At 64.4% G+C, this 24503-nt stretch carries 25 protein-coding genes; 9 read left to right on the top strand and 16 right to left on the bottom strand.

Going from position 1 to position 24503, the window contains the following annotated elements:
• Positions 1–48 precede the first annotated feature (48 nt).
• Positions 49–1434 carry a M20/M25/M40 family metallo-hydrolase gene (locus tag ACJJVR_RS15350; RefSeq protein WP_405405847.1) on the bottom strand — a complete coding sequence of 462 codons (1386 nt, stop codon included), beginning with the start codon at positions 1432–1434 and terminating at the stop codon, positions 49–51.
• 163 nt (positions 1435–1597) lie between these two features.
• Between ACJJVR_RS15350 and hemA the strand changes: the two genes are divergently transcribed.
• Together hemA and ACJJVR_RS15340 are read left to right on the top strand one after the other, a co-directional pair.
• Positions 1598–2827, top strand: coding sequence for a 5-aminolevulinate synthase (hemA, locus tag ACJJVR_RS15345; protein WP_405405846.1), 1230 nt, complete (start codon positions 1598–1600; stop codon positions 2825–2827).
• Positions 2828–2935: 108 nt separating this feature from the next.
• Positions 2936–4240: a helix-turn-helix domain-containing protein gene (locus ACJJVR_RS15340; RefSeq protein WP_405405845.1), complete on the top strand. Its 1305-nt coding sequence runs from the start codon at positions 2936–2938 to the stop codon at positions 4238–4240.
• 33 nt (positions 4241–4273) lie between these two features.
• On the opposite strand, the gene ACJJVR_RS15335 is transcribed toward ACJJVR_RS15340, so the two are convergent.
• Positions 4274–5320, bottom strand: coding sequence for a dipeptidase (locus ACJJVR_RS15335; protein ID WP_405405843.1), 1047 nt, complete (start codon positions 5318–5320; stop codon positions 4274–4276).
• 123 nt (positions 5321–5443) lie between these two features.
• On the opposite strand from ACJJVR_RS15335, the gene ACJJVR_RS15330 reads away from it, so the two are divergent.
• Together ACJJVR_RS15330 and parA are read left to right on the top strand one after the other, a co-directional pair.
• Positions 5444–5764: an antibiotic biosynthesis monooxygenase family protein gene (locus ACJJVR_RS15330; RefSeq protein WP_405406468.1), complete on the top strand. Its 321-nt coding sequence runs from the start codon at positions 5444–5446 to the stop codon at positions 5762–5764.
• A 72-nt stretch (positions 5765–5836) separates the two neighbouring features.
• Positions 5837–6469, top strand: coding sequence for a ParA family partition ATPase (gene parA / locus ACJJVR_RS15325; protein ID WP_405405842.1), 633 nt, complete (start codon positions 5837–5839; stop codon positions 6467–6469).
• A gap of 25 nt (positions 6470–6494) precedes the next feature.
• Here the strand turns inward: parA and ACJJVR_RS15320 are convergent, their stop codons facing one another.
• Complete coding sequence (locus ACJJVR_RS15320) at positions 6495–6797, bottom strand: hypothetical protein (protein WP_405405841.1); 303 nt, start codon at positions 6795–6797, stop codon at positions 6495–6497.
• A gap of 129 nt (positions 6798–6926) precedes the next feature.
• Positions 6927–7121, bottom strand: coding sequence for a heavy-metal-associated domain-containing protein (locus ACJJVR_RS15315; RefSeq protein WP_405405839.1), 195 nt, complete (start codon positions 7119–7121; stop codon positions 6927–6929).
• Between the two features lie 67 nt (positions 7122–7188).
• On the opposite strand from ACJJVR_RS15315, the gene ACJJVR_RS15310 reads away from it, so the two are divergent.
• From ACJJVR_RS15310 to lepA, 4 genes are all read left to right on the top strand, one after another.
• Positions 7189–7890, top strand: coding sequence for an HAD family hydrolase (locus ACJJVR_RS15310; protein ID WP_405405837.1), 702 nt, complete (start codon positions 7189–7191; stop codon positions 7888–7890).
• A complete protein-coding gene (locus tag ACJJVR_RS15305; protein ID WP_405405836.1) occupies positions 7887–8792 on the top strand; it encodes a DMT family transporter in 906 nt (301 codons plus the stop codon). The genes ACJJVR_RS15310 and ACJJVR_RS15305 overlap by 4 nt, the downstream gene beginning before the upstream one ends.
• Positions 8793–8993: 201 nt before the next feature.
• The gene (locus ACJJVR_RS15300; RefSeq protein ID WP_405405835.1) at positions 8994–9689 is read left to right on the top strand and encodes a type 1 glutamine amidotransferase domain-containing protein; all 696 of its coding nucleotides are present in this window, start codon (positions 8994–8996) and stop codon (positions 9687–9689) included.
• A gap of 65 nt (positions 9690–9754) precedes the next feature.
• Positions 9755–11554, top strand: a complete 1800-nt coding sequence (gene lepA, locus ACJJVR_RS15295; RefSeq protein ID WP_405405833.1) for a translation elongation factor 4 — start codon at positions 9755–9757, stop codon at positions 11552–11554.
• Between the two features lie 3 nt (positions 11555–11557).
• Here the strand turns inward: lepA and ACJJVR_RS15290 are convergent, their stop codons facing one another.
• The 8 genes from ACJJVR_RS15290 to guaA form a co-directional block, all read right to left on the bottom strand.
• A complete protein-coding gene (locus ACJJVR_RS15290) occupies positions 11558–11941 on the bottom strand; it encodes a hypothetical protein (protein WP_405405831.1) in 384 nt (127 codons plus the stop codon).
• A 142-nt stretch (positions 11942–12083) separates the two neighbouring features.
• Complete coding sequence (locus ACJJVR_RS15285) at positions 12084–12230, bottom strand: entericidin A/B family lipoprotein (protein ID WP_081995167.1); 147 nt, start codon at positions 12228–12230, stop codon at positions 12084–12086.
• 63 nt (positions 12231–12293) lie between these two features.
• Positions 12294–12677, bottom strand: coding sequence for a D-ribose pyranase (gene rbsD, locus ACJJVR_RS15280; RefSeq protein WP_405405829.1), 384 nt, complete (start codon positions 12675–12677; stop codon positions 12294–12296).
• Positions 12678–12687: 10 nt separating this feature from the next.
• Entirely contained in the window at positions 12688–13869 is a 1182-nt protein-coding gene (locus ACJJVR_RS15275) for a dipeptidase (RefSeq protein ID WP_405405827.1), read from the bottom strand.
• A 58-nt stretch (positions 13870–13927) separates the two neighbouring features.
• Positions 13928–15748, bottom strand: a complete 1821-nt coding sequence (locus tag ACJJVR_RS15270) for a M3 family oligoendopeptidase (protein ID WP_405405826.1) — start codon at positions 15746–15748, stop codon at positions 13928–13930.
• Between the two features lie 70 nt (positions 15749–15818).
• On the bottom strand, positions 15819–16616 hold the full coding sequence (locus tag ACJJVR_RS15265) for a GNAT family N-acetyltransferase (protein ID WP_405405825.1): 798 nt from the start codon (positions 16614–16616) through the stop codon (positions 15819–15821).
• Between the two features lie 62 nt (positions 16617–16678).
• Positions 16679–18199 carry a cryptochrome/photolyase family protein gene (locus tag ACJJVR_RS15260; RefSeq protein WP_405405823.1) on the bottom strand — a complete coding sequence of 507 codons (1521 nt, stop codon included), beginning with the start codon at positions 18197–18199 and terminating at the stop codon, positions 16679–16681.
• 75 nt (positions 18200–18274) lie between these two features.
• Positions 18275–19849 (bottom strand): glutamine-hydrolyzing GMP synthase, encoded by a 1575-nt coding sequence (guaA, locus tag ACJJVR_RS15255; RefSeq protein WP_405405821.1) that lies wholly within the window; start codon positions 19847–19849, stop codon positions 18275–18277.
• Between the two features lie 123 nt (positions 19850–19972).
• On the opposite strand from guaA, the gene ACJJVR_RS15250 reads away from it, so the two are divergent.
• Entirely contained in the window at positions 19973–20485 is a 513-nt protein-coding gene (locus ACJJVR_RS15250) for a CAP domain-containing protein (RefSeq protein WP_405405819.1), read from the top strand.
• A 38-nt stretch (positions 20486–20523) separates the two neighbouring features.
• Here ACJJVR_RS15250 and ACJJVR_RS15245 read toward each other — a convergent pair whose 3' ends face one another.
• The 4 genes from ACJJVR_RS15245 to ACJJVR_RS15230 are packed head-to-tail and all read right to left on the bottom strand — an operon-like array spanning position 20524 to position 24488.
• Positions 20524–21858, bottom strand: a complete 1335-nt coding sequence (locus ACJJVR_RS15245; RefSeq protein WP_405405818.1) for a branched-chain amino acid ABC transporter permease — start codon at positions 21856–21858, stop codon at positions 20524–20526.
• Positions 21859–21870: 12 nt separating this feature from the next.
• Positions 21871–22878, bottom strand: a complete 1008-nt coding sequence (locus ACJJVR_RS15240; protein WP_405405817.1) for a branched-chain amino acid ABC transporter permease — start codon at positions 22876–22878, stop codon at positions 21871–21873.
• A gap of 3 nt (positions 22879–22881) precedes the next feature.
• Complete coding sequence (locus tag ACJJVR_RS15235; protein ID WP_405405815.1) at positions 22882–23709, bottom strand: ABC transporter ATP-binding protein; 828 nt, start codon at positions 23707–23709, stop codon at positions 22882–22884.
• Entirely contained in the window at positions 23706–24488 is a 783-nt protein-coding gene (locus ACJJVR_RS15230) for an ABC transporter ATP-binding protein (RefSeq protein WP_405405813.1), read from the bottom strand. Before ACJJVR_RS15230 ends, ACJJVR_RS15235 begins: the two co-directional genes overlap by 4 nt.
• Positions 24489–24503 lie beyond the last annotated feature (15 nt).

Below are 24503 nucleotides of genomic sequence, written 5' to 3'. Positions count from 1 at the left end.
AAACGGTTCGAGCGAAAAAAGGGGGCCTGACTGGCCCCCTTTTTCATGTCAGCGCAGGGCCGCCAGGATGCGCGCCCAGGACCGCGCGCCTTTGGCAAAGCTTTCGACGTCATATTTTTCATTCGGGGAATGGATACGGTCGTCATCGCGGGCAAAGCCCACCAGCATCGAATCCATGCCCAGCAATTCCTTGAAATCGCCCGCGATCGGGATGGACCCGCCACCGCCGATATAGGCGGCCTCCTGACCCCATTCCTGCGTCAGCGCGTCCTTGGCCTGACCAAAGGCGGGGTCGCTGATGTCCATCACGCTGGCGGGGCTGGCGCCGTGGTCGTGGAACTCGACCCTGCAATCGGCGGGCACAAAGCGGCGGACATGGTCCTGGAACGCGGCCCGCACCGCCTGAGGGTCCTGGGCGCCGGTCAGGCGAAAGCTGACCTTGGCGCGAGCCATGCCCGGCAGCACGGTCTTGAACCCGTCGCCTGCATAACCGCCGGCGATGCCGTTGATTTCGGCAGTGGGTTGGTTCCACACCATCTCCAGCGCGGTGCGGCCCTGTTCGCCGATGGGCTGGGACAGCCCGACCCGCGACAGATAATCGGCGGCATCAAAGTCCAGCGCCTGCCAGTCGCGGGCCAGTTCCGGCGACAGGTCGGCCACCCCGTCGTAAAAGCCGGGCAGCGTGACTCGACCCGTGTCGTCCTTCAGCGCCACCAGCGCCTGCGCCAGGATCATGATCGGGTTCGCGGCCAGCCCACCAAAGCTGCCCGAATGCAGGTCGCGGTCGGCGGCGTGAATCACGACCTCCTGTCCCACCAGTCCGCGCAGCTGCGTGGTGATGGCAGGCCGCCCGTCGGCATATCGCGCGGTGTCACAGATCATCGCCAGATCGGCGCGCAGGTCGTCTGCATGCGCGGTCAGGAACGGCCGCAACGACGGAGAACCGGACTCCTCTTCTCCCTCGAACAGCAGGATGAGGTCGGTGGGCAGGGTGCCGTGGACAGCCTTCCAGGCGCGGAACGCCTCGACGAACGTCATCAGCTGACCCTTGTCGTCTGAAGCACCGCGGGCGCGGATGACGCGGCCTTGGGGTGTATCCTCGATCGCGGGCTCAAACGGAGGCCGATCCCACAGGGTCAGCGGGTCGACAGGCTGGACGTCGTAGTGGCCATAAAACAGCAGCGGGCGCGCATCGCCCCGGGGGCTGCGTGCGGTGACCATCGGGTGGCCGGGCGTTTCATGGATGTGGGTGTCGAACCCCAGATCCCGCAGCTCGGTGGCCAGCCAGTCGGCGGCGCTGCGCACGTCATTCACATGCGCCGGATCGGTCGAGATCGACGGGATCTCCAGGAACCGCATCAGCCGGGCCAGTGCATCCTCCAACCCTTGGTCCAGATGCGTCAGGATGTCCTGCAACCTTGCGTGTTCGCCCATGATTCCTACCTTTTGCGGTGTCGGTTAAAGGGTTTTACCTGCGCCTTTCGTCGAATTGCGACGTTTTCGGCCTGTTTTCTTCGGGCCTTGACCTCTATCAAGGCAAAAAGCGCGCGGTCGGACAATGATCGCACCCAGCCAGCTATGCAAGGGATCGCCCGCCATGAAATACGATGTCGCCTTGGACAATGCTCTGGCACGTCTGCACGAAGAAGGTCGCTATCGCACCTTCATCGATATCGAACGTGCAAAGGGTCGTTTCCCCCAGGCGGTCTGGAACCGTCCCGATGGCGAACGTCAGGAAATCACCGTCTGGTGCGGGAACGATTATCTGGGCATGGGCCAGCACCCAACCGTTCTGGCCGCAATGCACGAGGCGTTGGACGCCACTGGTGCAGGGTCTGGCGGCACGCGCAACATCAGCGGCACCACCGTTTATCACAAGCGACTGGAAGCCGAACTGGCCGACCTGCACGACAAAGAGGCCGCGCTGGTCTTTACCAGCGCCTACATCGCCAATGATGCGACCCTGTCGACGCTGCCCAAGCTGTTTCCGGGCATGATCATCTATTCCGACGAATTGAACCACGCATCGATGATCGAGGGAATTAAGCGCAACGGCAGCGCCAAGCGGATCTTCCGTCACAACGATCTGGCCCATCTGCGCGAGTTGTTGGCCGCCGACGACCCGGATGCCCCCAAGCTGATCGCATTTGAATCGATCTATTCGATGGATGGTGATTTTGGCCCTATTGCAGGGTTGTGCGATCTTGCCGACGAATTCGGCGCCTTGACCTATCTGGACGAAGTGCACGCGGTGGGGATGTATGGTCCGCGCGGCGGCGGTGTTTCCGAACGCGATGCGCTGTCGGGACGGATCGACATCATCAACGGTACATTGGGCAAGGCATTCGGGGTGTTCGGCGGCTATATCGCGGCCAGCGCCCGGATGTGCGATGCAATCCGGTCCTATGCACCGGGGTTCATCTTCACGACATCGCTGCCACCGGCAGTCGCTGCAGGTGCGGCCGCGTCCATCGCGCTGCTGAAGACCCCCGAAGGGCAAAAGCTGCGTGATGCGCAGCAACTGCATGCCCGAATTCTGAAAATGCGCCTGAAATCGCTTGGCATGCCGATCATCGATCATGGCAGCCACATCGTGCCCGTCCACGTTGGTCACCCGGTGCATTGCAAGGCACTGTCGGACATGCTGCTGCGCGACTATGGCATCTATGTGCAGCCGATCAACTTTCCCACCGTGCCTCGTGGCACCGAACGGTTGCGCTTTACGCCGTCGCCGGTGCACGATCCAAAGCAGATCGACCATCTTGTCGGCGCAATGGATGCACTGTGGTCGCACTGCGCGCTGAATCGCGCTGAATTGAGCGCATGATGCAATCCACGGATGAACTGCTCTCGCGTGCGTGATAACCTTTGTCTAAAGAAGCTTTGGTAGCCTTTGATTCGGGGCGACCTCTAACAAGCGAATGGGGCATTGGCGATGAGCAGGCTGCGGGCACCTGACCCGGCAGAAGATTTCGTGCAGGTTGGGGATGCCGCCGTGTTCCTCGACGATGACACGCGTTTGGGCGATCTGATGCGCGGAGAGCGGGCGACGTTGGGCAAGTCCCTTTTGGACGTCCAACGCGAATTGCGTATTCGTGCCTCTTATGTCGCGGCGATCGAGAACTGTGATATCTCTGCCTTTGATACGCCCAGTTTCATTTCTGGATACGTGCGGTCCTATGCCCGCTATCTTGGCATGGATCCCGATTGGGTGTTTCGTCGGTTCTGCCTGGAGTCCGGCTTTCAGCCGACGCATGGCATGGCCCCTGCTGCCGCGGGACCCAAGCCGGCCCGCCGTCCGTCCGACCCGGTCGAGGCGCTGGCCAATCCGCGCGCGCTGTTCATCCCTCAGGAACGTGGTTTTCTGGCCGAGGTCGAGCCGCGCGCCATCGGTGCGATTGTTGTCCTGATGGCACTGATCAGCGGTCTGGCGTATGGGGGCTGGGCTGTCCTGCAAGAGGTTCAGCGCGTGACCCTGACGCCGGGCGACGATCTGCCGACGGTGGTCGCCGAACTGGACCCGACGCAAGGCGCCGGTCTGTCCGACCCGGTGATCGATGGTGCACAAGGCAACGACATCGCGCAAAGCCTGCCGCAGCCAGAGGCGTTGGATCGTCTGTACCGCCCCCAGATCCTTGAGGCGCCGGTTCTGACTGCGCGTGACGGTCCGATCGCCGCGATCGATCCCGGCCTGCTGGACAGCTCGGCCACGGTCGAGGACGTGATTGCATCGGCCGGCCAGATTGCGCAGATTCCGCTGCCGCAGAATGCGTTGGCCCAGCAGGCGGGCGTCGCACAGGTCCCGACCGGGCTGCCCGGTGTCATCGGTCCGTTGCAGACCGCGCAGAACAATGTCCCCGAGAGCGCGGTTCGGACACTGGCTCCAGAAGCTCCGGGATTGGAGCTGATGGCCGCGCGTCCGGCATGGGTTCGCGTAACCTCGGCTGACGGCACCGTGCTGCTGGAGAAAATCATGGACGCAGGAGAGCGCTTTGTCCTGCCGACGCTGGAACAGCCGCCTGTCTTGCGCACGGGAAATTCGGGCGCGGTCTATTTCGCGGTCAGCGGCCAGACCTACGGCCCCGCAGCGCCTGGGGCGCAGGTCATCAGCGGAGTAGAGCTGTCTTCAGCCAGCCTGACCGAACGGTTCGCCTTGGCTGACCCGAATGCGGATCCCGAACTTGCCCAGATGATCGCGGTCGCGCAGGTTTCGATTCCCGGTCAGCCCGACACGGAGTAGGCCCGGTGGGTCCGACCCGTCCGGGCCGGACCCCTAGCGCCACGTCCGCTCCAACAGACCGATCCAATTGTCACAGGCGATCTTGCGGATGAGGTCGTCACCGTATTGCGCCGCCGTCATCGCGTTTATCAGTGCGGGCAGGGCTGCTGCATCTGGCAGGTCTTGCGGCATCAATGCGCCGTCGAAATCGGACCCAAGTGCCACGCCGTCCGGCCCCAGTATCTCCAGCAGATGATCCAAGTGGCGAATCATCACCCCCAGGTCCTGCAATGGCTGCCGCCGCCCATCTGACCGAAGAAAGCTGGAGGCAAAGTTCAGTCCGACCAATCCACCGCTGTCTGCGATCTGGTGCAGCTGTCGGTCGGTCAGGTTGCGGCTGCTTTGGCTGATCGCGTGGACCGCGCTGTGACTGGCGACCAGAGGGGCGTCGGACAAGCGGGCGACATCGTCGAACCCGGCCTGGTTCAGGTGCGACAGATCCAGCATGATGCCAAGGGCGTTGCATTCCACGACCAGCGCATGCCCCTCCGGGGTCAGCGGTCCGCCCATGTCGGGGCTGGCGGGAAAGGCAAAGGGCACGCCCTCTCCGAACTGGGTGGGACGCGACCACACCGGGCCAAGCGAGCGCAGGCCGGCCGCGTGCCACAGGTGCAGCGCATCACGATCGCGGACCGCCTCGGCCCCCTCCATGTGCATGATGGCTGCAATGCGCCCTGCCGAGATCGTGCTGCGCAGGCCGGCAGCGTCGCGCACGATGTCGAGTGTTCCCGTGCGCTCCAGCGCCATCAAGGCCGCTGCTTGGGCAAAGGCCTGCGGCAGCGCGACGTCCGACGCAATTTGTTGCGGCAGGGGCAGTTCGAAGGGCGGATTCTCCATCGCGTCCATGGCGTGGTCGTCGCCCAGGACAGCCGGGGTCGGAACCCAGATCGCAAAGAAACCGCCGACCATGCCCCCCGCCCGCATGCGGGGCAGGTCAAGATGGCCGTTGCCATCGCCATGCAGCCAAAGTTGGTCCGCATCTGCACCGGCCGCCACGACGCGCTGCAGGAAATCGTTGTGGCCATCGAATACCGGGTTCATGTCGGGTCCTTACTGTCTGGTCCGGTCAGGATGCACATCACGCACTGCCCTGCAATGCCGCTTTGCGCCAAGTGGCGTTGCGAGTACCCTGATCACAGGACCAAGCCCATGAAAGGCCAGCCCATGCCCCACATCGCCCCCGATTTCGACGGCCAAACCGTGATCACCACGTTCGAAGTGACCCCTGGCACCGCCCATGACGTGCTGGATCTGCTGACCGAGGCCTGGTCCCAGGTCATCAGCGCGCGGCCCGGGTGTCTGGGGGGCGCGATCCATCTGAACGATGCGCAGACCCGCATTGCCACCTATTCGCAGTGGCGCGACCGTCGCGACTACCAAGCGATGCTGCGCGACCCCGAGATGCGTCGACGGAACCGGGAGATCCACGGTATGTGCAAGTCATTCGAACCCGTGATGTACGAGGTTCAGTCGGTGCATCCCTGATGCTGCATGTGCAGAAACTTGGTGCAATCGTTGCCGCCGCTGCATAGGCTGGGACAAACGGGGGAATAGCGCATGTCGGGTCGGATCATCACGGTGGCGCAGCAAAAGGGCGGATCGGGCAAAACCACGCTGGCCGTCAATCTGGCCGTTTGCCTGCATGCACAGGGCCATTCGGTGGCGCTGGTCGACACCGATCCGCAGGGCAGCATGGGCCGTTGGTTCATGGAACGCATGTCCGCGATGGGCGAGGACGAGGCGCTGGATTTCTCAACCTCGTCTGCGTGGGGGGCCAGCTACGAGTCAGAGAAGCTGAAACGTCGGTTCGATTATGTGATCATCGACACCCCGCCCAAAATCGACAGCGATCTGCGCCCCGCATTGCGCGTGGCCGATCTGGTCGTGGTGCCTGTGGCGACCAGCCATGTCGACCTCTGGGCAACCGAGGGCGTGCTGGACCTGGCCCGACGCGACAAGGCCAAGGTGCTGGTCGTTCTGAACCGCGCCCGCCCCAATACCCGCCTGTCAGTGGAGGTTGCGCAGAAAGCCACCGAACTGGGCGCTCAGGTGGCTGTTACGCAGGTCGCGAACCGCGTCGTCTATGCTGAAAGCCTGGGGATGGGGATGGGCGCGATCGAGCGACCCAAAGGACCGGCGATGGCCGAGATGGCGTCCTTGACGGACGAAATCCTGGCCTGCATCGGCTGACCTTGTCGGCCGATCCCCGGTCGGATCAGCGACACAGCCTTTCGGACTGCGTGGCAAAATTCCGATAGCGCGCCCAGAAGGCGTTGTCGGAATTGCTTTTCGACGTACGGACTTCCTGCGCGCGGTGCGGGTCGCGAAAGAACTGCGCGGCCTGCCGCTGATCGGACCGGGACAGGGTCTGGTTGGCGACCTGCTGGATGCAGCCGCACAGCGGTGCGTTGCCGCGCGCCCTGTCGGATCGCACGCAGGCGCTGTCAATGGGGCCGGCCATGGCCAAAGGCGTGGTCATGACGACCGTGGCGGCCGCGATCACAAAACGGTTCAGCATGGGACTGTCTCCTCGATGTGCCTGTTTCGGCCGCACGCCGGTTCATCGGTTCTTGTGTGCCTTGGCCGATCTGTGGACCTTAGCACCAAGCGGGCCGCCGCTCAATCGTGGTGAGGGCGGCGTTTCGTATCACGCGGCGGCAATCGGCTGTGCGGTGAACCCTGCGCCGATCAGGGTTGATAGGGCGGTTGCCGGGTCCAACCCCTCGACGGTGACGCGCTTTTCGGGCAGATCAATGGTCGCGCTGCCGCCGACCTTGGCAACGGCTGCCTCGATGGCGGCCTTGCAGTGACCGCAGCTCATGTCGGGGACGGAATAGATCATCGGGCGATCCTTGGTTGTGGGGTCGTGCGATCCTGAAACAGCGCGGCGCCGACCGCAAGAGGATGACATGACCCTGTTTGACGCCATCGGGCTGGATGCCGACGACACGCTGTGGGAGAACGAGACGTTCTTTCGCGTTACTGAAACCGAATTCTGCGCGATGCTGGCCGATCATGGCGATGCCGCGTCCATTGCCGCCCGGCTGTACGACACGGAAAGCGCGAACCTGGCGCGCTATGGCTATGGCATCAAGGGATTCATGCTGTCGATGGTCCAGACCGCGATCGAGCTGACCGACGGGCGCATCGAGGGCCGCCAGATCGCCCGTATCCTGGATCTGGGCGCCGAGATGCTGGCGCATCCCGTGACGTTGCTGCCGGGGGTGGAGCAGGCTTTGGATGCGCTGGACGGGCGGCAAATGATTCTGATCACCAAGGGCGACCTGATGGATCAGGAACGCAAGATCGCTGCGTCCGGTCTAGCGGAGCGATTCGCCGCAGTGCGGATCCTGGCCGACAAGACGCCCGAATCCTATGCGCGCGTCCTGATGGGGCAGGGGGTCGAACCAGAACGGTTCCTGATGGTCGGCAACTCCATGCGCAGCGACGTGATCCCGGTGCTGGAGCTGGGCGGGACGGGGGTGTTCATCCCCCACGACCTGACGTGGAGCCATGAACACGCCGACGCCCCCGACCATCCACGCCTGCATCAGCTGACCGATATGGGCGGGCTGCCTGCGCTGATCGCACGGCTGGAGAGTGCTGCATGACCGACAATGGGCGCGCCGCACTGTTCATGTCGGCATCAATGGCGATGTTCGCCATCGAAGACGCGTTTCTCAAGGTGCTGACCCGGACGATGCCGGTGTGGCAATTGCTGGCCACGGTCGGGGTGATCGCGGGCGCGGTCTTCTGGGTGCGGCTGGCGCGGCGGGGCGGGCATCTGTGGACGCGCGACCTGTTCCACCCGATGGCGCTGTTGCGCAACGTCGGAGAAGTCGTGGGCGCCGTCTGCCTGGTCACGGCGCTGGCGGTCGGCGATCTGGCGGTCACATCCGCGATTCTGCAGGTGCTGCCGCTGACGCTGGTGCTGGGGGCGGCGCTGTTTCTGGGTGAGCAGGTCGGCTGGCGGCGGTGGCTTTCGGTGGCCGTGGGGTTCGTGGGGGTGCTGTTGATCCTGCGGCCGGGAACGGCGGCGTTCCAGCCCGCGATGCTGTGGGCGGTGGCGGGGGTTGCGGGGCTGACGCTGCGCGATCTGGCCACGCGGCGCATCCCGGCAGGGGTGGCGTCGGACCAGCTGTCGGCGTCTGCGTATGGCGCGATGATTCCTGCGGGGCTGGTGTTGGGCATGCTGGCGGGACCCGCGCCGGTGATGCCGGGCGCGGTCGACGTTGCCCTGCTGGCGGGGACGGTGGTGTTCGGCGTGGTGGGGTACGGCACGCTGGTCGCGGCCTCGCGCCTGGGCGAGGCGTCGGTGGTCGCGCCGTTCCGTTATACTCGGCTGGCCTTTGCACTGGTTGTGGCGGCCGTAATCTTTGGCGAACGGCCAGATGCGGCCACGCTGGCAGGCGCGGCGCTGATTGCGTTGGCAGGCGGCTACGCGATGTGGCGCGAGGCTGGGCTGCGTCGGCGGCGCCCCATCGACAGCCTGATCCGCCCCGGCCCGGGCTGAACGCCAGCCCTCGGGTGGCTTTGGCGGGCGGGGCCGCCGCAGCCCCATCGAGGGGCCTTGGCGGCCGCGCGATCCTGTTGGATCGCGCCGGTGCGACATCGCAAGGGGGAACCTCGCAACGTCGGGAAACATTGGGCTGCCGAACGCCATCGTGCCATCCCGGCATCATTGCGAGCGACGCATCTTTCAAGGAGGCTTCCCATGCCCAAGGCGCTGTTTATTCTGACCTCGCATGACAAACTTGGTGATACCGGAAAACCGACCGGTTTTTACTGGGAGGAACTGGCCGCCCCCTATTGGATCCTGTCCGACGCAGGGTGGCAGATCGAATTGGCCAGCATTCAGGGAGGCAAGCCCCCTGCGGACCCTTCCTCGGCCGAGGGTGACGCAGTGACCGACGACGTCCGGCGTTTGTTGGCCGACGACGCGATCATGAACAAGCTGGAGAACACAACCAAGGTCGATGATGTCGAGGTATCAGGCTGCGACATCGTCTACCTGCCCGGCGGTCATGGCACCATGTGGGACCTGCCGGCGTCAAAGGCCTTGGGTGATCTGCTGGGCGCGGCATTTGACAAGGGTGCGGTGGTCGGCGCCGTCTGCCACGGACCCGCTGGCCTGCTGTCCGCAAAGCTGTCATCGGGCAATCCGTTGGTTCACGGCCGTCGCGTGGCGGGATTTACCAACAGCGAGGAAGATGCGGTCGGCCTGTCCGACGTCGTGCCGTTCCTGTTGGAGGACGAACTGAAGGCCCGGGGCGGCAAGCACCAGAAGGGTCCCGATTGGCAGCCATTTGCGGTCGCTGACGGCAAGCTGGTCACCGGCCAGAACCCCGCCTCATCGGCCGAGGTCGCACGGCTGATGCTGGCAGCGGCAGATCTGCCTGCCGCGCCCTGACACCAAATAGCGCAGGGCCGCGATACCCTCTTTTCGCGGCCTTTGCGGGGCTGTATAGCCCGGCCATGACCGACCTTGATCTCATCCGCAATTTTTCGATCGTGGCGCATATCGACCACGGGAAATCCACATTGGCCGACCGGCTGATCCAGTCCACGGGCACTGTCGCCGATCGCGACATGAAGGCCCAGATGCTGGACAGCATGGATATCGAGCGCGAGCGCGGGATCACCATCAAGGCCAACACGGTGCGGATCAGTTATCCCGCCAAGGACGGTCGGACCTATGTCCTGAACCTGATCGATACGCCCGGCCACGTGGACTTTGCCTATGAGGTCAGCCGATCCATGCGCGCGGTCGAGGGGTCGCTGCTGGTGGTGGATGCCAGCCAGGGGGTCGAGGCACAGACGCTGGCCAACGTCTATCAGGCCATCGACGCGGGCCATGAGATCGTGCCGGTCCTGAACAAGATCGACCTGCCCGCAGCCGAGCCCGAGCGCGTCAAGGAGAACATCGAGGAAGTCATCGGCATCGACGCCCAGGACGCAATCCCGATTTCCGCAAAAACCGGTCTGGGCATTCCCGAAGTGCTGGAGGCCATCGTCACACGGCTGCCGGCGCCCAAGGGCGATCGCGACGCGCCGCTGAAGGCGATGCTGGTCGACAGCTGGTACGACGCCTATCTGGGCGTGGTCGTGATGATCCGCGTGATGGACGGGGTGATCCGCAAGGGTGACCAGATCAAGATGATGCAGACGGGCGCCAGCCACCGCATCGACAAACTGGCCGTGCTGACTCCGCAGATGGTTGATATCGCCGAGCTTGGGCCGGGAGAGATCGGCGTTTTCACCGGATCGATCAAGCAGGTCCGTGACACGCGCGTGGGCGACACGATCACCCATGAACGCAGGCCCTGCACAAAGGCGCTGCCGGGTTTCAAACCCGCACAGCCGGTCGTGTTCTGTGGTCTGTTCCCTGTAGACGCGAACGATTTTGAACCCTTGCGTGACGCCATCGAAAAGCTGGCGCTGAACGACGCCAGCTTCAGCTATGAGATGGAGACGTCGGCTGCATTGGGCTTTGGCTTCCGCTGCGGGTTCCTGGGGCTGCTGCATCTGGAGGTCATCCGCGATCGTCTGGAACGCGAATACGATCTGGACCTGATCACCACCGCACCGTCTGTGGTCTTCAAGCTGCATATGCGTGACGGAGAGGTGCGCGAGTTGCACAACCCCGCCGACATGCCTGACCTGACCCATGTCGACCATATCGAGGAGCCGCGCATCAAGGCCACGATCATGGTGCCGGATGAATATTTGGGCGACGTGCTGAAGCTGTGTCAGGACCGCCGTGGCATTCAGCTGGACCTGACCTATGCCGGTGCGCGGGCGATGGTTGTCTATGACCTGCCGCTGGCAGAGGTCGTGTTCGATTTCTATGACCGGTTGAAGTCGGTCACGAAAGGCTATGCCAGTTTTGACTATCAGATCAGCGAATATCGCGAGGATTTTTTGGTCAAGATGTCGATCCTTGTGAACGATGAACCGGTGGATGCGCTGTCTATCATGGTCCATCGTGACCGTGCCGAAAGCCGCGGCCGCGCGATGGTCGAAAAGCTCAAGGATCTGATCCCGCGGCACATGTTCAAGATTCCGATCCAAGCCGCAATCGGTGCCCGTGTCATCGCACGCGAGACATTGTCCGCGATGCGCAAGGATGTCACCGCCAAATGCTATGGCGGCGACGCTACGCGCAAAAAGAAGCTGCTGGAGAAGCAAAAGGCCGGCAAAAAGAAGATGCGTCAGTTCGGCAAGGTCGAGATTCCGCAGACGGCCTTTATCCAGGCACTGAAGATGGACAACTGACGGTTAGTCGTCGAACAGCGGGACGACGGACTGACAGTAGCTGGCAACAGCGTGGCCTAACGAGATCGCGCCGTCCTGCTCACCCGAGCCGAACTGCGACAGGCCAGAACCCTCGGCCTGTCGGGCGGGGTCCAATGTGAACAAGATGCCCCGTCCGGCATCACGGGGTGCGGGACTGGCCCGCCAGATCCGCGTGCCGACGGGTTGATTCATCTCTCTCTGTGCCAGATCGCCTGCAGCGCACCAATAATCGGTCCCGGCACGACCTGATTCGAACTCCACTGCGATGTCGGTCGCATTGACTTGTTTGGCTTCCATCCCATTTCGGGCGGTGAATGCGTGGGCGGGTAACGGCAGCGCCAACAGCGCCATCAACATGATCCGCATGAACGGCCTCATTATTTTGGACTGGTCCGCCAAAACGGCCTGATCCGGCATCTGGTTCCAACTTTGTCCTTTGATCGTATCACAAGAAAGCCCCCCGGCAGTAAACTGCGGGGGGCTGTCATGGTCGGATGGTCGAACGGGATCACATGCCGGATTGGACCTGCGCGCTTTCCTGTTGAACGACGGCGCCTGCGGTCGAAATGTCGCGGCCCGCGCCTTGCACGGTTTCGCAGGCTGCCAGCGTCATCATGGCCAGGACGGCGCTCAGGCCCAGGATCTTTTTCTGCATCGCTCATTCTCCTTGTGGATAAGCATCTGGGTTTGCAACGCAATTCGGATGCATCGGTTCCGCCTAAAACGCCACGCCCGCATAAAGTGCGATGTTCGCATAGGGAGTGCACTCTCCTGTGCGCACGATCGCGCGGGCCTGCCGGGATGACTGCTTGAAGGCGTCATGTGACTCGAGGGTGAGCGGCCCGATGTCGCGTTCCGCGAATTGTGCCTGCAGGCTGGTATCTGCTTCGGATGCCATGGTGGATCGTTCGACCACCAGTTCGGCCAGCACGGCGTCCAGCACGTCAAAGACGCCTGGAATGCCGCGGGTCAAGGCCAGGTCGATGACCCGGACACCGGGGGGCACGGGCAGCCCGGCGTCGCCGATCACCAGCATGTCGCCATGTCCGAACGCGGCGATCAGCCCGGACAGTTCAGCGTGCAGCAAGGTCGTGCGTTTCATCGGATCCTCTTTAATTGTCCGGCAGGGTTTCTGCCAGATAGGCCATCATGTTGCCACCCATGACCTTGGCGATCTGCGCCTCGGACAGGCCCTCGTCAAGCAGCGCCTGCGTCAGCGCGGGCAGGTGTGCGGCGTCGAACGGCGTGTCGACCGACCCGTCCCAGTCCGAGCCGAGCGAGACATGGTCCTCTCCAGCAACCGCAATTGCGGCGGCGATGGCCTGCGCCACGTCGGCGGGGGTCGATCCGCAGACGACATCCGACCAGAATCCGACGCCCACGATACCGCCCGCCTGCGCGATCTGCGCAACCAGATCGTCGGGCAGGTTGCGGGGGCTGGGGCAATGGCGCGTGATCCCGGTATGGGACAGCACCGGACGCGCGTCGGGAATGGCCAGCACGTCGCGCACCATCTGCGGGCTGGCATGGGTCACGTCGATGATCATGCCGCGGGCAATCATCGCGTCGGCGACCTGACGCCCGAAATCGGACAGACCCGCGCCGGTGCCGCCTTCGCCGTGCAGGCTGCCGCCCAGTTCGTTGTCAAAGAAATGCGTCAGCCCAATCAGCCGGAACCCGGCGTCGTACAGAACGTCCAGATTGGCCAGATCCCCCTCCAGCGGATGACCGCCTTCGGACCCCAGCACCGCGCCCAGCACCGATGCGCCCGCCTGCCGCTGCGCAAGGTGGTCGGTCAGGTCGGCACGGCTGCGGATGATCCGCAGCCGGTCAGGCGCGCGGTCGGCGGTGTCCCGCAGCGCCTGCGCCTGTACCAGCGCCCGTTCGCGCAACGAAAACCAGCTGCGCGGCGGGCGCAGTTGGCCGATGAACAGAGGCGTGATGTTGTCGCCCGCGCTGGACGCGTTATGATCATAGTTCTGGCCGCGCGGGCTTTTGGTGACCGTGGTAAAGACCTGCACCGCCATGTTGCCATCCAGCAGACGTGGCACATCGGTATGGCCGCGATCGACACGGTCCAGCAGATCGCGGTCCCACAGCAGCGCGTCAGAATGCCAGTCGCCGATCACCAGCCGGTCATGCAGCGCCTGCGCCTGCGGCGTGACCGGCCAGCCGTCGGGCGGCATGGTGACAGGATTCATCCCGCGTTCGACAGTGGCCGGGGCAAGGGTCAGGAACCCCGCCACGCCTATCGCCAGAACCGCGCCGGTCCCCAGCAGCACCCGTTTCCACATGACCCCTCCGATCTGTTGCGCACAGTCTAGCGCGACGGGCCGGGGACGCCAGACGGCATCATGCCTCCAACGCTTCCAACTGGTCGATCAGACCTTCGATCATGGACAGGCCCTTGTCCCAGAAGGCTGGGTCGGACGCGTCCAGTCCGAACGGTGCCAGCAGTTCGCGATGATGCTTGGACCCTCCAGCCTTCAACAGATCGAAATATTTCTCCTGAAAGTCCGGCAGGCCATCCTCGTATGCGGCATAGAGCGCGTTCACCAACCCGTCGCCGAACGCATAGGCATAGACGTAGAACGGCGAATGCACGAAATGCGGGACATAGGTCCAGAACGTCTCGTATCCCGGCATGTATTCAAAGATCGGGCCCAGGCTTTCGTGCTGGACCTCCATCCACAGGGCGTTGATGTCGTCGGGGGTCAGTTCGCCTTCGGCACGCGCGGCGTGCAGGCGACATTCGAAATCATAGAACGCGATCTGGCGGACGACCGTGTTGATCATATCCTCGACCTTGCCGGCCAGCAGGGCCTTTTTCTGCGCCGGATCGGTTGTCTTGGCCAACAGCGCGCGGAAGGTCAGCATTTCACCGAACACAGACGCGGTTTCCGCCAGCGTCAGGGGCGTCGATGACAGCAACTCTCCCTGCTTCGCGGCCAGACGCTGGTGGACCCCGTGGCCCAGTTCATGCGCCAAGGTCATCACGTCGCGCGGTTTGCCCAGATAATTCAGCAGGATATAGGGATGCGCGGTGGACACGGTCGGGTGCGCGAATGCACCAGGCGCCTTGCCCGGCTTGACGCCCGCATCGATCCAGCCCCTGTCAAAGAACGGTTCGGCCAGTTCGGCCAGTTCCGGCGAAAACCCGGCATAGGCGTCCAGAACGGTCGCCCGCGCCTCGGGCCAGTCTATCACGCGCGGCGCGTCGGTGGGCAGAGGCGCGTTCCGGTCCCAGACCTGCAGCGTGTCCAGACCCAGCCATTTCGCCTTGAGCGCGTAATAGCGGTGCGACAGGCGCGGATAGGCGGCGGTGACCGCATTGCGCAGCGCCTCGACCACCTCGGGTTCGACATGGTTCGATAGGTGGCGGCCATGCTGGGGCGTGGGCATCTTGCGCCACTTGTCCTCGATGGCCATTTCCTTGGCCAGCGTGTTGTGGATGCGCGTGAACAGCCCGACATTCGCGGTGAACACCTTGGCCAGCGCATGCGCACCTGCCTCGCGGCGGGTCCGGTCGTGGTCGGTCAGCAGGTTCAGCGTGGCCTCCAGGCCCAGAGTCTCTCCGTCGACATCGAATGTCAGGGCGGCGGTTGTCTCGTCGAACAGGCGGTTCCAGGCGGCGGCACCGACCACGGAGGTGTCATGCAGGAACTGTTCCAGTTCGTCCGACAGCTGGTGGGGCCGCATGGCGCGCATGCGATCGAACACGGGCTTGTACCGCGCGGGCCCGTCGGCGGCAGTGAACACGGCCTCGTAGGTCGCGTCGGGAATGCGGTTGAACTCCAGCGAAAAGAAGATGATCGGCGTCGTCAGATCGGTGATGCGCGCCTGCAGGTCGCCCATCTGCTTGGCGCGGACCGGGTCGGTGGTGTTTTGGTAATAGCGCAGCCCGATATAGGACATGACACGCCCCGCCAGGATATGGATCTGCTGATAGGCCTCGACGGCGGCCAGCATCTGTGCGGGCGTCAGATCGGCCAGCCGGCCCTGGTATTCGGCAGCAAAGGCCTGTGCCTGCGTCTCGATGCGCGCGATGTCGGCGGTCAGCTCGGGGCTGTCGGGGGCAGGGTACAGATCGGTCAGGTCCCATTCCGGCAGAATGCCGAAATTGCCTTTGGCGCGGGCCGGATCGGTTGCGTCGAATACGGTGGTGCCTGCCATTGTGGGTCCTTTCAAAATGCCTTGGTGTCAGATGTGGACTCTGCCGGGCAGCGCCGCAAGGGGCGCGCCGTCAGAGGGCCGCAAAGGCCGCAGCATGGGCGACGACGCTGCCCGGTGGCAGGGTGCCGTGGATCTGCAGACCCGGCCCCGCATAGGGCGACAGCAGGTCCGCCGGGACAAAGCCCGATCCGGCATAGACCGCGGGATCGCCCAGCACAACGACCGGCGCTCCAGCGGCGCGCAATGCCGCATCGATCAATGCGCGCCCGATGCCACGCCGCCGCATGGCCGGGTGGACGGCCAGCGGCGCCAGCGCGAATGCGGGCGCGACCGCCTGCAGCGGCGACAACGCGATGTGACCCACCGGTACGCCCTCGACATGGGCCACCAGCGAGTGGGACAGATCACCATCGGTACGCAAGGTGCGCAGCAGGCGGGCCTCGGACGGCCCGCCGAATACCAGCGTCAGCAGGGCGTCCAGCGCGGCATGGTCGGACGGCACCTCAGGGCGGATCATGACTTGTGCGGGGTGACGGTGAAAATCGCGGCCCAGATCGCGGCTGCGCACGCCCCAGAGGCTCATCGCCGTGCGGGCCTGATGCGCCGCGAAGGCGTCCTCATCGGCAAAGACCTCGGTCAGGGTCCAGACCATCGGGTCGTCGGATTGAGCGATGTCAAAGCGCAGGCAGCCGGGTTCGGCACGGCTGGCCGTGGCATGATCCTCCAGCAGGTCCAGCGCGGTCAGCATCTGGGCCGTGTCGTGGCAGATCAGGTGACCGTGCAGCGCCATGGGCGCGCGCGCCACGGGAACGGGCGTGCCCGACAGGTCCGGGGCGGCGGTGTGGGTGTGGCCGCAAGCGCAATCCATCGGCGGGTCCTTTCGATGATCGGTCGCCAGCGTGGCCGGGGCATGCGCCCGCGTCAAGCCGATCAGACCGGATCGCCCGCATCCAGACGGCTCAGGAACGCGGCCGCATCGCCGCGGATCTGTTTGCGCTTGTCGGCATCCATGCGGTCCCAGGTTGCATAGGCGCGATTGATCCGCGGGTTTGCCTGGAACCGGTCGCGGTGGCGCACCATGAAATCCCAGTAAAGCACGTTGAACGGACAGGCGCCCGGACCCGTTTTCTGCGTCACCTTGTAGGCGCATCCGCGACAGTAATCCGACATTTTGGCGATGTAATTGCCGGAACTGACATAGGGCTTGGACCCGACCACGCCGCCATCCGCGAACTGGCTCATCCCCATGACATTGGGCGCCTCGACCCATTCATAGGCGTCGACATAGACGGCCAGGTACCATTCATGCACCTGCGCAGGGTCGATGCCCGCCAGCAGGGCGAAATTGCCCGTGATCATCAGCCGCTGGATGTGGTGCGCATAGGCGTGGTCACGGGTCTGTCCCACCGCCTGCGCCATGCAGTTCATTTGCGTGGGCGCGCCCCAATAGACCGGCGGCAAGGCGCGGTCATGGCCCAGCACGTTACGCGCGGTATAGTCGGGGCCTTCCAGAAAATAGATGCCGCGCATGTATTCGCGCCAGCCGATGATCTGACGGATGAACCCTTCGGCTGAATTCAGGCGGACCTTGCCCGTGGCATGGGCGTCGGCGGCGGCCCGGCAGACCTCCACCGGCGACAGCAGCCCCGCGTTGATATAGGGCGACAGGATCGAATGGTGCAGAAACGGATCGTCCTGCAGCATCGCGTCCTGATAGGGGCCGAATTCGTTCAGCGAATGAGCAATGAAATGGTCCAGAACCTGCAGCGCGCCCGCCCGGTCGGTGGCATAGCCAAAGGGCCGCAGACGCCCGAAATTGTCGGGGAACCGCGTCTCGACCAGGTCCAGAACCTCTGCGGTCACGGCGTCAGGTTCGAACCGGGGCGGGGGCACGCGCAGCAGGTCCGCCTGCGCGGGCTTGCGGTTGTCGTGGTCAAAGTTCCACTTGCCGCCGACCGGCTGGTCGCCCTCCATCAACAGGCCGGTCTTGCGGCGCATGTCGCGATAGAACCACTCCATCCGCAATTCCTTGCGGCCATCGGCCCAGGCCTCGAATTCGGGCTGGCTGCAGACAAAGCGGGCGTCAGGCAATTGCGTGACGGGAACGGGCAGGTCGTCCAGCGCGGCGATCAGCCGCCATTCGCCCGACCGCGTGGCGATCACCCGCTCGGCGCCATGCGCCGCGGCATGGCGCAGCAGCTCTCCGGGGATGGACTGGCTGTTGTCGGGATCGTCCAGCGTCGTATAGGCGACCCGGTAACCGGCCTGCCGCAACTGTTCGGCGAACTTGCGCATCGCGGTGAAAAGGAACGCGATCTTTTGCGGATGATGGGGGACATAGCTGGCCTCGGCCATCACCTCGGCCATGACGATCAGATCGTCGGGCCGCGCCTCACGCAGTGCCGACAGGTCAGGTGACAGCTGGTCGCCCAGCACCAGAATCACACGCATTGCACACCCCCAGAACGACAAGGACGCGCAGGTTGCCCCGCGCGTTCCCCCGATGTCATGCGACGCGGTGCCGCGTCATTCCCATTCGATCGTGCCCGGCGGTTTCGACGTGATGTCATAGGTGCAGCGGTTGATGCCCTTGACCTCGTTGATGATCCGCGTCGCGGTCTCGCCCAGGAATTCGTGCGTAAAGGGATAATAATCCGCCGTCATCCCGTCGACCGATGTCACCGCGCGCAACGCACAGGCGAAATCATAGGTGCGCCCGTCACCCATCACGCCCACGGTACGGACCGGCAGGATCGCCACAAAGGCCTGCCAGATCTCGTCGTACAGGTTGTGCTTGCGGATCTGCTCGATGAATACGGCATCGGCCTTGCGCAGGATCTCCAGCTTTTCGCGGGTGATCTCTCCGGGACAGCGTATGGCCAGACCCGGGCCGGGGAACGGGTGGCGACCGATGAAGCTGGCGGGCAGGCCCAGTTCGCGACCCAGTTCGCGGACCTCGTCCTTGAACAGCTCGCGCAGGGGTTCCACCAGCTTCAGGCCCATCTTTTCGGGCAGGCCGCCGACGTTGTGGTGCGACTTGATCGTGACCGACGGTCCGCCGCTAAAGCTGACGCTCTCGATCACGTCCGGGTACAGCGTGCCTTGGGCCAGAAAGTCGGCGCCGTCGATCTGGCTGGCGTATTTCTGGAACACGTCGATGAACAGGCGCCCGATGGTCTTGCGCTTGACCTCGGGGTCGCTGACGCCCTCCAGCGATCCCAGAAACAGGTCGGCCTCGTTCGCGTGGATCAGCGGAATGTTATAGTTGTCGCGGAACATCTTGACGACGTCCTCGCCCTCGTTCAGCCGCAGCAACCCGTGATCGACAAAAACGCAGGTCAGCTGGTCGCCGATCGCCTCGTGGATCAGGACAGCCGCGACCGACGAATCGACGCCGCCGGACAGGCCGCAGATGACCTTGCGGTCGCCCACGGTTTCGCGGATCTTGCGGATCGCCTCGTCCTTGTAGCTGGCCATGGTCCAGTCGCCGGTGAACCCTGCCAGCCGGACAAAGTTCTCCAGCATGGTCCGGCCGTTCGGCGTGTGATGCACCTCGGGGTGGAACTGAACGGCATAGAAATGCCGCGCCTCGTCCGCGATCATCGCCATCGGCGCATTCGGGGACGTGCCGATGACCTCGAAGCCCGGCGCAAGGCTGGTGACGCGGTCGCCATGGCTCATCCACACTTCCTCGCGGCCACCATTCTTTCCAGCCTGATCGAACAGGCCGGCAAAGATGCCGTCGGATTTGTGGCCGGGCGCGGGGGCGATGAAGGCGCGGCCGTATTCGGCGTGGTGCCCGGCCTCGACCCGGCCGCCCAGCTGTTCCATCATCACCTGCTGGCCATAGCAGATGCCGAACACGGGCACGCCCATGTCGAACACGGCCTGGGGCGCGCGGGGGCTGCCGTCGGTCGTGACGCTGGCGGGGCCGCCCGACAGGATGACCGCCTGCGGCGCCATCTGGCGCAGCGTGTCGTCGGTCACCGTGTTGAACGGATGGATTTCGCAATAGACGTTCAGTTCACGCAGGCGACGCGCGATCAGCTGCGTCACCTGGCTGCCGAAGTCGATGATCAGAAGGCGCTGGTGCTGGGTCATGGGTGCGCTTTAAGCGTCGTTTCAGCACCTTGCAAGCATTTCGGCGCCACAGTGCGGGGGAACCTGCGAAACCGGCGCGCGTTCCGCCACAATCACCCTGATCCGTGCAAAAGGTATATCCCGATGAAGCGCCTGTCCCTTGCTGCCACCTGCCTGCTGGCCCTGTCGGCCTGTCAGATGCCATTTCCCGGCATGACGGCCCCGCAGGCCCCTGCCGATCAGACACTGGCCGCCGAATGCCGCGGCGATGCGGATGCGGGCATGCGCCTGACTGCGGCCGTTGGTGCCGCCCGCGCGGCCGAAGGCAAGGACGCCCTTGCCGCAAATGCCGACCTGGACCGCATCGCGCTGTCGCATGCCTGCGATATGGCGCGCACGGGGCGCGCGGATGTGGCCGGATCGAACGGGTCGAACGTCGTCGATCGTGCGCGCTCGGTCGGGTACCCGACCTGCGGTGTCGTGCAACTGGTCGGTGCGGGTGGCACGCCCGAAGGGACGGTGAACGCATGGCTGATCCCCGGACCGCAGCGTGAACAGGTGTTGGGCCAGCTGAGCTATCAGATCGGAAGCGGGGTCGCGCGCGGCGCGGATGGACGGCTGTGGCACAGCACCGTCCTGGGCAACAACTGCCGCTGATCGGACAAGGGGCGCGGTGTGATCCGCGCCCCTTTCGCTTACTTTTCGGGCAGCAGGCCCCGTGGCGCGAACCGCAGCACCAGCAACAGCACCGCCCCCATCGCGATGAACCGCATGTGCGGGGCACTGTCCAGCAGGTGCGCCTTGACCGGACCATCCGCCAGCGGACCGGTCAAAGCCGCGATCATGGCAGGGCCCCAGACCTCTGCCTTGATCCACAGGAACCAGATGGTGACGGCGCCCAGCACCGCGCCCCAGTTGTTGCCGGACCCGCCGACGATCACCATCACCCAGATCAGGAACGTATAGCGCAGAGGGTTGTAGCTGGTCGGTGCCAGCAACCCGTCCAGCGTGACCATCATCGCGCCCGCGACCCCGATCACCGCCGACCCCAGGATGAACACCTGCAGGTGGCGGCGGGTGACGTCCTTGCCCATCGCCTCGGCCGCGGTCTCGTTGTCTCGGATGGCGCGCATCATGCGCCCCCATGGCGATTTCAGCGCCAGTTCCGCCAGCAGGATGATGACTAACAGCACGACCAGGAACAGCGACATGTAGGACAGCTTGACCCAGATGCCCGACGCCTCGGCCGCGGGGAAACCCCAGCTGGCGGCAAAATCGACGAAATCGGGGTTGCGCTGCAGCGCAACCTCCTGTGCGACGGGGCGCGGGATCGAGGTGATGTTCTTGACCCCGCGGGCCAGCCAGTCCTCGTTCTTCATCACGGCCACGATGATCTCGCCGATACCAAGCGTGGCGATGGCCAGATAGTCGGACCGCAGGCCAAGCGCGACCTTGCCGATGGCCCAGGCCGCGGCTGCTGCGAACAGGCCGCCCACGGCCCAGGACAACAGCACCGGCAAGCCCAGACCGCCGATATTGCCGTGCCGCGCGGGGTTGTTGCCCTCGATCGCGATGACCGCGGGGTCGAACAGCCAGCGATAGGCGACAAAGCCGCCGATCAGCACCACCGCGGTCATGATGCCGCTGCGGGTGCGGGTCCAGGCCAGCTTGGCCATGGCCAGCGTGCCCAGACCCACGGCCAGTGCCAGCATCAGGCGCGTGCCGCCCGCCGCCCATGCTCCTTCGACCGGGGGCAGGGACACCAGCACGGGGGCCAGTGCGCCCATCGCCAGAAAGCCAACGACGCCCACGTTGAACAGGCCCGCATAGCCCCACTGCATGTTGACGCCCAGGGCGGTGATTGCCGACAGCAGACCCATGTTCAGGATCGCCAGCGATGTGTTCCAGCTGCCCGAGAACATGCTGTTGCGGACCGTCCCCTCCAGCACAAACAGGATGGCCAGCACCCCGAACAGGATCGGTGCGCGCCAGGGGTTCGTGGATGCGGCCGCTTGACGGTTGGTTGCCATGATCAGTCCCCCTTACACCGATTTTCCGCGGAACAGACCCGTGGGCCTGAACAGCAGGACGACGATCAGGATCACGAAGCTGACCGCGAACTTATACTCTGTCCCCAGCAGCTGCATCAGCCCGCCGGGTTCGTACCACGGCGCCAGATAGCCCACGACCTTGATCCACGGATAGGTCACCGCCACCTCGGAGAACGCGATCAGGAACCCGCCCGCGATCGCGCCAAGTGGGTTCCCCAGGCCCCCCACGATGGCCGCCGCAAAGATCGGCAGCAGGATCTGGAAATAGTTGAACGCCTTGAACGACTTGTCCAGCCCGTACAGCGTCCCGGCAATGGTCGCCAGTGCGGCGGCGATGATCCATGTCAGGCGCACGACACGTTCGGGATCGATGCCCGACAGCAGGGCCAGATCCTCGTTGTCGGAATAGGCGCGCATGGCTTTACCCGATTTCGTCCGGTTCAGGAACCAGAACAGCGCGACCATCACGACGAACGCCACGATCACCGTCAGCGCCTGGGTCGAGCGCAGGGCCAGACCCTCCTCCAGTCCGGTCATCTCGCGGAAATCGCGCACGGCGATGATAAAGCGCGTGCCATCGTCAAAACGGTATTCGTCCACCCCGATCAGAATGCGCGTCAGCCCGTTCATCACAAACATGACGCCGACCGAGGCCATGACCAGAATGATCGGAGCGGCCTTTTTCCTGCGATAGAACCTGTAGACCGCGCGGTCCGTGCCCAAAACGAGCAATGCCGTCAGCGCGATCCCGAAGGGCAGGGCGATCAGCGCCGTGGGCAGCGGCCCCGCGCTGATGCCCAGTGATTGCAGGCCCCATGTCAGCAGGATCACTATACCCGTGCCGAATGCCATCGTGTCGCCATGGGCGAAGTTGGAAAACCGCAGGATCCCATAGATCAGCGTTACGCCAAGTGCGCCAAGCGCCAGCTGCGCGCCGTACGCGGCCGCAGGAATGAAGACAAAGTTCAGAAAGACCACAAGGGCGTTCAGGAAATCCACGGCTCAGCCCCCCAGGAAGGTGCGGCGCACCTCGTCGTTCTGCATCAGATCGGCCCCGGTGCCGGTATGGGCGTTCGCGCCCTGCACCAGTACATAGGCCTTGTCGGCGATCGCCATCGCCTGGCGCGCGTTCTGTTCGACCATCAGGACCGGCAGGCCGCCGCGCGCGATGGCGATGATGCGGTCGAACAGCTCGTCCATGACGATCGGGCTGACACCCGCGGTCGGTTCGTCCAGCATCAGCACCTTTGGCCGGGTCATCAGCGCGCGGCCCACGGCCACCTGCTGGCGCTGACCGCCCGACAGTTCGCCCGCGGCCTGACGGCGCTTGGCGGCAACGGCTGGGAACAGGTCATAGACCTGCTGCATGGTCGCCTTGATGTCGTCGCGTCGGATATAGGCGCCCATCTCCAGGTTCTCCTCGACCGTCATGGACGGGAAGATATTGTTGACCTGCGGCACGAACCCCATGCCCGCCTTGACCCGGTCCTGCGGGTTTAGCGCGGTGATGTCCTGACCGTTCAGGCGGACCGATCCCTGGCGCAGGTTCAGCATTCCGAATATCGCCTTCATCGCGGTGGATTTGCCGGCGCCATTGGGGCCGACGATCACCGCGATCTGGCCCTGCTCCACGGCGATGGTACAGTCGTGCAGGATGTCGGCGCCTGTCCCATACCCACCCGTCATACCGTCCCCGATAAGGAACGGGTCGCCTGCACGACCGGCCCCCACCGGACCCGACCGCCGTGTCCCGTCGATCTGGCCCATCCCCTTGGTGTTGACCACCGAGGCGTCGCGATTGCCGCGATTGCCAAAGCCTGCGTCGCTCATGCGCCCACCATGTCCTTGTTTTTCAGGCCGGTGCCCAGATAGGCCTCGATCACCGCTTCGTTCTTCATGATGTCGCGGGCGCTGCCTTGGGCCAGGACCTTTCCCTCGGCCATCACGATCACCGGGTCGCACAGCTTGCCGATGAAATCCATGTCGTGCTCGATCACGCAAAAGGTATAGCCGCGTTCCTTGTTCAGGCGGATGATCGCGTCGGCGATGGTCATCAGCAGGGTCCGGTTCACGCCCGCCCCGACCTCGTCCAGAAACACGATCTTGGCGTCGACCATCATCGTCCGGCCCAGTTCCAGCAGCTTTTTCTGACCGCCCGACAGGTTGCCGGCCTTTTCATGGGTCAGGTGGCGGATGGTCAGAAAATCCAGAACCTCGTCAGCCTTGCGGCGCAGTTCGGTCTCCTCGCGTTCGATGCGACCGCGCTGGAACCAGGTCTTCCAGATCGTCTCTCCGGCCTGCGCGCCCGGGACCATCATCAGGTTCTCGCGAACCGTCATCGAACCGAATTCATGCGCCATCTGAAAGGTCCGCAACAGACCCTTGTGGAACAGCGCGTGGGGCGGCAGCCCGGTGATGTCCTCTCCGTCCATGAAGACGCGCCCCGACGTGGGGGGCAGCACGCCCGCGATCACATTGAACAGCGTCGATTTGCCCGCGCCGTTTGGCCCGATCAGCCCGGTGATCGAGCCGGTCTCGATCGTCAGGCTGGCGCCGTCGACGGCGCGAAAGCCACCGAAATGTCTGTGGAGATCCTCGACCCGGATCATGCGTCACCTTCCCTG

The sequence above is a fragment of the Paracoccus sp. Ld10 genome (assembly GCF_045064235.1).
GTDB lineage: Bacteria > Pseudomonadota > Alphaproteobacteria > Rhodobacterales > Rhodobacteraceae > Paracoccus.
This window is presented reverse-complemented; position numbering and strand designations above follow the sequence as displayed.

Bases quoted from the DNA above. Each gene is read 5' to 3' on its own strand.
- ACJJVR_RS15310 (WP_405405837.1), top strand. From the start codon at position 7,189: ATGACCCTGTTTGACGCCATCGGGCTGGATGCCGACGACACGCTGTGG.
- ACJJVR_RS15260 (WP_405405823.1), bottom strand. From the start codon at position 18,199: ATGCGTGTGATTCTGGTGCTGGGCGACCAGCTGTCACCTGACCTGTCG.
- lepA (WP_405405833.1), top strand. From the start codon at position 9,755: ATGACCGACCTTGATCTCATCCGCAATTTTTCGATCGTGGCGCATATC.
- ACJJVR_RS15330 (WP_405406468.1), top strand. From the start codon at position 5,444: ATGCCCCACATCGCCCCCGATTTCGACGGCCAAACCGTGATCACCACG.
- ACJJVR_RS15230 (WP_405405813.1), bottom strand. From the start codon at position 24,488: ATGATCCGGGTCGAGGATCTCCACAGACATTTCGGTGGCTTTCGCGCC.
- ACJJVR_RS15335 (WP_405405843.1), bottom strand. From the start codon at position 5,320: ATGAACCCGGTATTCGATGGCCACAACGATTTCCTGCAGCGCGTCGTG.
- rbsD (WP_405405829.1), bottom strand. From the start codon at position 12,677: ATGAAACGCACGACCTTGCTGCACGCTGAACTGTCCGGGCTGATCGCC.
- guaA (WP_405405821.1), bottom strand. From the start codon at position 19,849: ATGACCCAGCACCAGCGCCTTCTGATCATCGACTTCGGCAGCCAGGTG.
- hemA (WP_405405846.1), top strand. From the start codon at position 1,598: ATGAAATACGATGTCGCCTTGGACAATGCTCTGGCACGTCTGCACGAA.
- ACJJVR_RS15250 (WP_405405819.1), top strand. From the start codon at position 19,973: ATGAAGCGCCTGTCCCTTGCTGCCACCTGCCTGCTGGCCCTGTCGGCC.
- ACJJVR_RS15300 (WP_405405835.1), top strand. From the start codon at position 8,994: ATGCCCAAGGCGCTGTTTATTCTGACCTCGCATGACAAACTTGGTGAT.
- ACJJVR_RS15305 (WP_405405836.1), top strand. From the start codon at position 7,887: ATGACCGACAATGGGCGCGCCGCACTGTTCATGTCGGCATCAATGGCG.
- ACJJVR_RS15235 (WP_405405815.1), bottom strand. From the start codon at position 23,709: ATGAGCGACGCAGGCTTTGGCAATCGCGGCAATCGCGACGCCTCGGTG.
- ACJJVR_RS15270 (WP_405405826.1), bottom strand. From the start codon at position 15,748: ATGGCAGGCACCACCGTATTCGACGCAACCGATCCGGCCCGCGCCAAA.
- ACJJVR_RS15340 (WP_405405845.1), top strand. From the start codon at position 2,936: ATGAGCAGGCTGCGGGCACCTGACCCGGCAGAAGATTTCGTGCAGGTT.
- ACJJVR_RS15245 (WP_405405818.1), bottom strand. From the start codon at position 21,858: ATGGCAACCAACCGTCAAGCGGCCGCATCCACGAACCCCTGGCGCGCA.
- ACJJVR_RS15265 (WP_405405825.1), bottom strand. From the start codon at position 16,616: ATGGATTGCGCTTGCGGCCACACCCACACCGCCGCCCCGGACCTGTCG.
- ACJJVR_RS15290 (WP_405405831.1), bottom strand. From the start codon at position 11,941: ATGCGGATCATGTTGATGGCGCTGTTGGCGCTGCCGTTACCCGCCCAC.
- ACJJVR_RS15285 (WP_081995167.1), bottom strand. From the start codon at position 12,230: ATGCAGAAAAAGATCCTGGGCCTGAGCGCCGTCCTGGCCATGATGACG.
- ACJJVR_RS15315 (WP_405405839.1), bottom strand. From the start codon at position 7,121: ATGATCTATTCCGTCCCCGACATGAGCTGCGGTCACTGCAAGGCCGCC.
- parA (WP_405405842.1), top strand. From the start codon at position 5,837: ATGTCGGGTCGGATCATCACGGTGGCGCAGCAAAAGGGCGGATCGGGC.
- ACJJVR_RS15320 (WP_405405841.1), bottom strand. From the start codon at position 6,797: ATGCTGAACCGTTTTGTGATCGCGGCCGCCACGGTCGTCATGACCACG.
- ACJJVR_RS15275 (WP_405405827.1), bottom strand. From the start codon at position 13,869: ATGTGGAAACGGGTGCTGCTGGGGACCGGCGCGGTTCTGGCGATAGGC.
- ACJJVR_RS15350 (WP_405405847.1), bottom strand. From the start codon at position 1,434: ATGGGCGAACACGCAAGGTTGCAGGACATCCTGACGCATCTGGACCAA.